Origin of the sequence: Dryocola clanedunensis subsp. sulfonylureivorans (assembly GCF_016756775.1) — a bacterium.
In the GTDB taxonomy this organism is placed as follows: domain Bacteria; phylum Pseudomonadota; class Gammaproteobacteria; order Enterobacterales; family Enterobacteriaceae; genus Dryocola; species Dryocola clanedunensis.
Genome location: NZ_JAERMU010000033.1, coordinates 25,485 through 32,443 on the forward strand (window position 1 = coordinate 25,485; position 6,959 = coordinate 32,443).

7 protein-coding genes, 2 tRNA genes and 2 rRNA genes are annotated in these 6,959 nt (G+C 50.5%); 2 read left to right on the forward strand and 9 right to left on the reverse strand.

Translation table 11 applies throughout. The features are described 5' to 3' along the window. Positions 1-32: 32 nt before the first annotated feature. The 4 genes from HYQ67_RS21645 to ilvL form a co-directional block, all read right to left on the reverse strand. A complete protein-coding gene (locus HYQ67_RS21645; RefSeq protein ID WP_202307696.1) occupies positions 33-965 on the reverse strand; it encodes a branched-chain amino acid transaminase in 933 nt (310 codons plus the stop codon). Between the two features lie 16 nt (positions 966-981). Then, positions 982-1,239 carry an acetolactate synthase 2 small subunit gene (gene ilvM, locus HYQ67_RS21650; RefSeq protein ID WP_202307698.1) on the reverse strand — a complete coding sequence of 86 codons (258 nt, stop codon included), beginning with the start codon at positions 1,237-1,239 and terminating at the stop codon, positions 982-984. Continuing rightward, positions 1,236-2,882, reverse strand: a complete 1,647-nt coding sequence (ilvG, locus tag HYQ67_RS21655; RefSeq protein ID WP_202307709.1) for an acetolactate synthase 2 catalytic subunit — start codon at positions 2,880-2,882, stop codon at positions 1,236-1,238. Before ilvG ends, ilvM begins: the two co-directional genes overlap by 4 nt. A gap of 139 nt (positions 2,883-3,021) precedes the next feature. Beyond that, positions 3,022-3,120: an ilv operon leader peptide gene (gene ilvL / locus HYQ67_RS21660; protein WP_121266813.1), complete on the reverse strand. Its 99-nt coding sequence runs from the start codon at positions 3,118-3,120 to the stop codon at positions 3,022-3,024. A 354-nt stretch (positions 3,121-3,474) separates the two neighbouring features. Between ilvL and HYQ67_RS21665 the strand changes: the two genes are divergently transcribed. Further along, a complete protein-coding gene (locus HYQ67_RS21665; RefSeq protein ID WP_202307711.1) occupies positions 3,475-4,995 on the forward strand; it encodes a YifB family Mg chelatase-like AAA ATPase in 1,521 nt (506 codons plus the stop codon). 26 nt (positions 4,996-5,021) lie between these two features. Here HYQ67_RS21665 and HYQ67_RS21670 read toward each other — a convergent pair whose 3' ends face one another. Then, positions 5,022-5,360, reverse strand: coding sequence for a MaoP family protein (locus HYQ67_RS21670; RefSeq protein ID WP_202307713.1), 339 nt, complete (start codon positions 5,358-5,360; stop codon positions 5,022-5,024). Positions 5,361-5,479: 119 nt separating this feature from the next. Here HYQ67_RS21670 and hdfR point away from each other — a divergent pair, with 119 nt between their 5' ends. Next, the gene (hdfR, locus tag HYQ67_RS21675) at positions 5,480-6,304 is read left to right on the forward strand and encodes an HTH-type transcriptional regulator HdfR (protein WP_202307715.1); all 825 of its coding nucleotides are present in this window, start codon (positions 5,480-5,482) and stop codon (positions 6,302-6,304) included. A gap of 80 nt (positions 6,305-6,384) precedes the next feature. Here hdfR and HYQ67_RS21680 read toward each other — a convergent pair. From HYQ67_RS21680 to HYQ67_RS21695, 4 genes are all read right to left on the reverse strand, one after another. Beyond that, positions 6,385-6,460: transfer RNA gene (locus HYQ67_RS21680), tRNA-Trp, on the reverse strand. Positions 6,461-6,515: 55 nt separating this feature from the next. Then, a tRNA-Asp gene (locus HYQ67_RS21685) sits at positions 6,516-6,592 on the reverse strand. Positions 6,593-6,649: 57 nt separating this feature from the next. Continuing rightward, positions 6,650-6,765: ribosomal RNA gene (gene rrf, locus HYQ67_RS21690) — 5S ribosomal RNA — on the reverse strand. Between the two features lie 103 nt (positions 6,766-6,868). Next, positions 6,869-6,959, reverse strand: a 23S ribosomal RNA gene (locus tag HYQ67_RS21695); the annotation flags it as partial.

The window sequence follows — 6,959 nt, forward strand, 5'->3', positions numbered from 1 at the left end:
ACGGCCAGAAGCCACCCGCCTGATTATCATTTTTACTGAGGGTTTACTGGATCTAACCAGCCCCACTTGTCTTCGGTTTCACCCGTGAACAGGCCAAAGAACGCCTGTTGAATACGTTTGGTCACCGGGCCACAGCGGCCTTCGCCAACCTGAATACCGTCAACGCTACGTACCGGCGTAATTTCCGCCGCGGTACCGGACATAAAGACTTCATCCGACAGATAGAGCGATTCGCGGGAAAGCACCTGCTCGCGTACTTCGATCCCCAGATCTTTCGCCAGCTTAATGATGGCATCACGTGTAATGCCTGGCAGCGCGGAAGAGGTAAACGGTGGAGTAAACAGAACGCCATCTTTCACTTCGAAGAGGTTTTCACCAGCACCTTCTGACAGGAAGCCCTGCACGTCCAGCGCGATCCCTTCCTGATAGCCATGGCGGCGAGCTTCGCTACCTACCAACAAAGAAGATAGATAGTTACCACCGGCTTTCGCCGCGGTTGGAATAGTATTTGGTGCTGCGCGGTTCCAGGAGGAAACCATTGCGTCGATCCCTTGATCCAGCGCTTCTGCGCCGAGATAAGCTCCCCATGGGAAGGCTGCGATGATCACATCAGTGGTATAACCGTCAGGCGGGTTAACGCCCATGCCAACATCACCCACAAAGACCAGAGGGCGGATATACGCGCTGGTCAGGTTGTTTTTGCGGATCACTGCACGGCAGGCTTCCATCAGGTCATCAACACTTTGTGAAACCGGGAAACGATAGATTTTGGCGGAGTCACGCAGACGCTGCATGTGTTCGCGATGGCGAAACACCACTGGGCCAAGGTGAGAGTCGTAGCAACGGATACCTTCAAACACCGACGTACCGTAATGCAACGCGTGGGACATCACGTGGACTTTTGCCTCGCCCCACGGGGTCATTTCACCATTGAACCAGATGTAATCAGCTTTCTTCGTTGTCATGTTGCTTCCTTTGCGCTCAGGCGCGGATTTGTTGTGTTGTTGGTTGCTGGATTTCTACGCAGGCGACGTCGACCAGCTTACTTAATTGACTAAACAGTAATTCGACCGGGCGGAGGCTTGCAACGGTCAATTCAATATTAATGTTGTCGGTACTGCCCACGGTAGCCACATTCATAGAACAAAGTTGAAAACCACGGTGGCGCACCACGCGTAAAATACGCTCCAGGGTTTCAGGACGAAAACGAGCCTGCACGGCGAGCTGATGTTGCATCATGATAATTTCTCCAGCATTTGTGAATTACTGGCACCAGGCGGTACCAGCGGCCAGACGTTTTCGTACTCATCGATTGAAACATGCAGCATGTAGGGGCCTTCGCTGTTCAACAGCGCATCGATGGCATCTTCTACCTGGTCTTTACGGGTGATGTGCTGGCCTGGGATACCAAAGGCACGGGCCAGCATGAGGAAATCGGGATTATCGGAGAGGTTTGTTTCGCTGTAGCGTTCTGAGAAAAACATCTGCTGCCACTGACGAACCATTCCCAACCGCTGGTTATCCAGCAAAACGATTTTCAGCGGCAGCTGTTTTCGTTTGACGGTGCCCAGCTCCTGAACATTCATCATGAACGAGCCGTCACCGGAGATACAGATAACCGTATCGTTCGGTCGCGCAACCTGTGCACCAACGGCGGCGGGTAAACCAAAGCCCATCGTTCCGAGGCCGCTGGAGGTGATGAAGTTTTCCGGACGGGTGAAAGTCATATGCTGAGCGGTCCACATCTGGTGCTGACCGACATCCGTCGTGACCACGCAATCCTGCGGTTTACGGTCCGAGATCTGCTTGAGCAGCAGTGGAGCAAAAATGGCTTCGCCTGGGTGATCGTAACGCCATGGGTTAGCTTCCCGTAATGCCACGACTTCCTGCTGCCATTCACTGATATCCAGCGGTTGCTGCAACGCCTGCAATAACTGAGTTAAGTCACCCTGCAGGCCAACGTGTGCCTGACGTAACTTATCAAGTTCAGCGGGATCGATATCCATATGGATGACTTTGGCATGTGGCGCGAAGGTATTCAGTTTGCCCGTCACGCGGTCATCAAACCGAGCGCCAACCGCAATCAGTAAATCGCATTCCTGTACGGCTAAGTTGGCCGATTTTGTCCCGTGCATCCCTAACATACCGGTATAAAAAGGATCTTCAGCCGATACAGCACCTAAGCCTTTCAACGTCACAGTTGAAGGCATATTTGTCACGGCGATAAATTCGCGTAGCGCAGGCACCGCCTGAGCCATACCAACCCCACCTCCCACGTACAGCATCGGCTTACGGGCATTAGCTAATAATTCGCGGGCCTGCGCCAGTTCCTTATACGGCAGGGTAAATTCATCCTCAATGGTGGATAACCAGGGTTCCAGCTCGCCTTGCGCTAACTGAATGTCTTTAGGGATATCGACAAGAACGGGGCCTGGACGACCTGAATTTGCAATATCGAAGGCTTCGGCAAGCACGCGAGGCAAATCTTCCAGAGATTCGACGAGGAAGCTGTGTTTGGTGCAGGCCAGGGATAGACCTAAGACATCAACCTCCTGAAAGGCATCAGTACCGATAAGGGGAACGGCCACCTGACCGGTGATAGCAACAACAGGAACGGAATCTAGCAGCGCATCGGCAAGACCCGTTATCAGGTTCGTTGCTCCAGGGCCAGAAGTTGCGATACAAACCCCTGTTTTTCCAGTAGAACGTGCATACCCAATGGCCGCCATTGCCGCACCTTGCTCATGACGACAGAGCAAGTGTTCTACTCCTCCATCGTACAGCGCGTCGTAGACAGGCATAATCGCGCCGCCAGGATAACCGAATACCGTCTCTACACCCTGCGCTCGCAAAGCATGTACTACCCACTGTGCACCATTCATAGTTTCTTCCCCGCCTCACTTCCGCATAAACAGCATATTATGCTGAAACACTTCATCTGTTCTCATCTGGAATTATACGCCCAACAAAAAACCCCCGGACCTTTCGGTGCGGGGGTTCTTTTCGATTCAGGCTTGATTTTTAAGCCTTTCTTTCTCCAAGTGCAGCCCCGCACGATGGGATAATAATCACCACCACGCTAATCACGACCAGGCTAATCACTCGTAGAAGGGCTTTCATATTCTGTATGTTCTGACATCTAGTTCGAAGTAATGCCTACAGAGTTATCACAGAGACAACGAAAAGCACAAGATTTTTTTATGACGCCGTCGACACTTTCAAAAAGGAATAAACGGAAAATCATTATTTTTCATAGCGTAAGAAGATAATGAAAAAAATTCATTTTTCGCCATTTGGGAGGGATTTTACTTCGCGTACTAATGAAAAATTATGCTTCTGAGTGCCGCATCCAAAAAAGTTAAGCAACTTTGAAAACAGAACGAAAACTCTGAGAGCAGCTTTCAGAGATCGCTTTTCCCTCATTGGAAATGGACAAATGAACCGGCAAGGTAAGGCATCGTCTAAGGAGGGAGTATGTCACTGGCAGTTATCAACACGAGAGCCGCGCTGGGTATCGCAGCACCTCTCGTCACTGTTGAAGTTCATCTGAGCCAGGGTTTGCCGGGATTAACGCTGGTTGGCTTACCGGAAACGACCGTCAGAGAAGCCAGGGATCGAGTTCGCAGCGCCCTTATCAACAGCGGTTATACATTCCCGGCAAGAAAAATAACCATCAATCTTGCCCCTGCTGACCTTCCTAAAGAAGGTGGCAGATACGACCTGCCGATTGCTCTTGCGCTGCTCGCAGCCTCTGAGCAGCTTTCCATGGACAAATTGGGTCAGTATGAGTTCGTCGGAGAATTAGCGCTTACAGGCGCTTTACGAGGCGTTCCGGGTGCTATTTCTGCTGCTATGGAAGCTTTAAAAGCAGGGAGAAATATCATTGCCGCAGAAGAAAATGCCAGTGAGCTCGGCTTAATCAAACAGCCTGGCTGCCTTATTGCAAATCATCTGACGCAAGTTTGTGCATTCCTGGAGAACAGAGGGGAGCTTCACAGCCCTGAACCACAGCAATTATGGCAGGCGGATGACGAAAAGGATTTGAATGAAATATATGGTCAGCCTCAGGGTAAGCGAGCATTAGAAATTACCGCGGCGGGGGGGCACAACTTATTACTCATCGGGCCTCCGGGAACAGGTAAAACCATGCTTGCCAGCCGCCTGACAACTATCATGCCCTCTCTTAGCGATGGAGAGGCGCTAGATAGTGCTGCGATACTTAGCCTGGTGAATCCTCATGACCTACAAAAAAAGTGGCGTCAGCGCCCTTTCAGAGCCCCGCATCACAGTGCCTCGTTAACGGCGATGGTTGGCGGTGGAGCAATACCAGGACCCGGTGAAATTTCACTCGCCCATAACGGTGTCCTGTTCCTTGATGAGCTACCTGAGTTTGAAAGGCGTGTGCTGGACGCATTACGAGAACCGATTGAGTCAGGTGTAATTCATATCTCACGGACCCGCGCAAAAATCAGCTATCCCGCACGCTTTCAACTACTCGCGGCAATGAATCCCAGCCCTACGGGTCACTATCAGGGGAGCCACAACCGCAGCTCACCTGAGCAGACGTTACGCTATCTGAGCCGGCTTTCTGGGCCATTTCTGGACCGCTTTGATCTCTCGGTTGAGATCCCTCTACCGCCTTCAGGCATGCTGAGTAACTCTGGGGAAAACTGTGAAAGTAGTATTGACGTAAAAACACGCGTCATTGGTACACAGCAGCGACAACTCTCTCGCCAGAACAAGCTCAATGCCATGTTGAGTAATCATGAAATACGGAAACACTGTGCCCTTAATCAAGATGATGCAATATGGCTGGAAGAGACGTTGGTTAAGTTGGGGTTGTCGATACGAGCATGGCAGCGATTACTGAAAGTCGCGAGGACAATCGCGGATCTTCATGGGGTTGAAAAAATCAGGCGGGAGCATCTGCTGGAGGCGCTAAGCTATCGGGCAATCGACCGTATGCTTACTCATTTGCAGCAGCTGGTAGGATAAAAAATGGGGCTTGAGCCCCATTTTTACTAATCGTCGCTGTCGGTAAAGTCTTCCACCGTATCCATCTGCGGCTTGCCGCCAGACAGAGTATGAAAGCGCTTGGGACGCTTAATGCGTGACATGTATTTACTCCACACACGCTCTGCTTCCGTAACCGGCTCACGCTGTCCACGGCATACCGCAACAAATAACACTTCTTCTTCTGTACCAGGCTCACGCTTGCCGAGATCCAGCTCATTGAACGCATAACCATGACGTTCCAGTAACTGTGCCTCTTTGATGGTGAAATCACCATGGCGAGCGAACCCGCGCGGATAATGTTTATTGTCGAAAAACCGATTAGTCGTCGTAAAGCTTTCCGCCATCCTACACGCTCCTAATTCTCTTGGCCGAGCTATTTATGGCGCGGAGTATTAGTTACGCTTGACAGAGCGTCAAACAAAACATTTAAATCATAACGACAAATTATTTTTGGGAGCGCGTTGTGGATACCGAATTACTGAAAACCTTTTTGGAAGTGAGCCGCACCCGCCATTTTGGACGTGCTGCAGAAGCGCTCTACTTGACGCAGTCCGCCGTGAGTTTTCGTATTCGCCAGCTCGAAAATCAGCTGGGTGTGAATCTTTTTACCAGACACCGCAATAACATACGTTTGACGACCGCGGGTGAACGTCTGCTGCCCTACGCAGAAAACCTGATGAGCATCTGGCTTGCGGCCAAAAAAGAGGTCTCACATACCTCCCAGCATAACCAGCTCACTATCGGTGCCAGCGCCTCATTATGGGAATGCCTGCTTTCAGAGTGGTTAGTTTCGCTTTATCAGGAACATAGCGTGTTTCAGTTTGAAGCACGCATTGCACAGCGCCAGTCGCTGGTAAAACAGCTGCATGAACGTCAGCTGGATTTGCTGATCACAACAGAAGCGCCAAAAATGGATGAATTTGCCAGCCAGCTGGTAGGGCATTTCGATCTTGCCTTGTTCTCAGCATTTGAAAAAAGTAAAAAAGAAGATCTCACTTATTTACGACTGGAGTGGGGGCCGGATTTCCAGCAGCACGAAGCGGGATTGATCAGCCCCGAGGACATACCCACTCTCACGACAAGCTCAACCAAAATTGTCAGCAGCATGCTGAAAGCGCTCAATGGCTATGCATTTTTACCAGTTGAATGGGCAAAAGAGCAGCAGGACGTTTATCAGATGGTAGAATCGAAGATCCTCTCACGTCCGCTGTATGCCATCTGGTTACAAAACAGTGATAAACAGAGCACGATCAAAGAGTTACTTAAGACACAACTCATAGCGCAGTAATGCGCTTTTGTTGTTCATGAAGAGATTATCGCCAAATTACAGGCAAAAAAAATCCTTTGCCGAAGCAAAGGATCATTATATGGCAGGGGCGGAGAGACTCGAACTCGCGACACCCGGTTTTGGAGACCGGTGCTCTACCAACTGAGCTACGCCCCTAAATAACGCTTATTATTAAGCCCGCTAATTAAGCAGGCATAATTTTTTTATTAAGTGGCGGAACGGACGGGACTCGAACCCGCGACCCCCTGCGTGACAGGCAGGTATTCTAACCGACTGAACTACCGCTCCACCGAATTTCTTACAACCACCAGGTGTCACTCTGGCTTTTACTGCTTTGAATTTGGAGCCTGGCAGTTCCCTACTCTCGCATGGGGAGACCCCACACTACCATCGGCGCTACGGCGTTTCACTTCTGAGTTCGGCATGGGGTCAGGTGGGACCACCGCGCTAGTGCCGCCAGGCATATTCTGTTCGCTAACCGTCACGCTTTCTCGTAACCATTAACTTAAAATCTGGAACATCAGCTGAAAATTAAATCTCTCACCAAAACACCTTCGGTGTTGTAAGGTTAAGCCTCACGGATCATTAGTACTGGTTAGCTCAACGTATCGCTACGCTTACACACCCAGCCTATCAACGTCGTAGTCTTCAACGT

Excerpts from the sequence above, each read along its gene's own strand:
- HYQ67_RS21665 (WP_202307711.1), top strand. The coding sequence starts at position 3,475 with ATGTCACTGGCAGTTATCAACACGAGAGCCGCGCTGGGTATCGCAGCA.
- ilvL (WP_121266813.1), bottom strand. The coding sequence starts at position 3,120 with ATGAAAGCCCTTCTACGAGTGATTAGCCTGGTCGTGATTAGCGTGGTG.
- ilvG (WP_202307709.1), bottom strand. The coding sequence starts at position 2,882 with ATGAATGGTGCACAGTGGGTAGTACATGCTTTGCGAGCGCAGGGTGTA.
- HYQ67_RS21645 (WP_202307696.1), bottom strand. The coding sequence starts at position 965 with ATGACAACGAAGAAAGCTGATTACATCTGGTTCAATGGTGAAATGACC.
- ilvM (WP_202307698.1), bottom strand. The coding sequence starts at position 1,239 with ATGATGCAACATCAGCTCGCCGTGCAGGCTCGTTTTCGTCCTGAAACC.
- HYQ67_RS21670 (WP_202307713.1), bottom strand. The coding sequence starts at position 5,360 with ATGGCGGAAAGCTTTACGACGACTAATCGGTTTTTCGACAATAAACAT.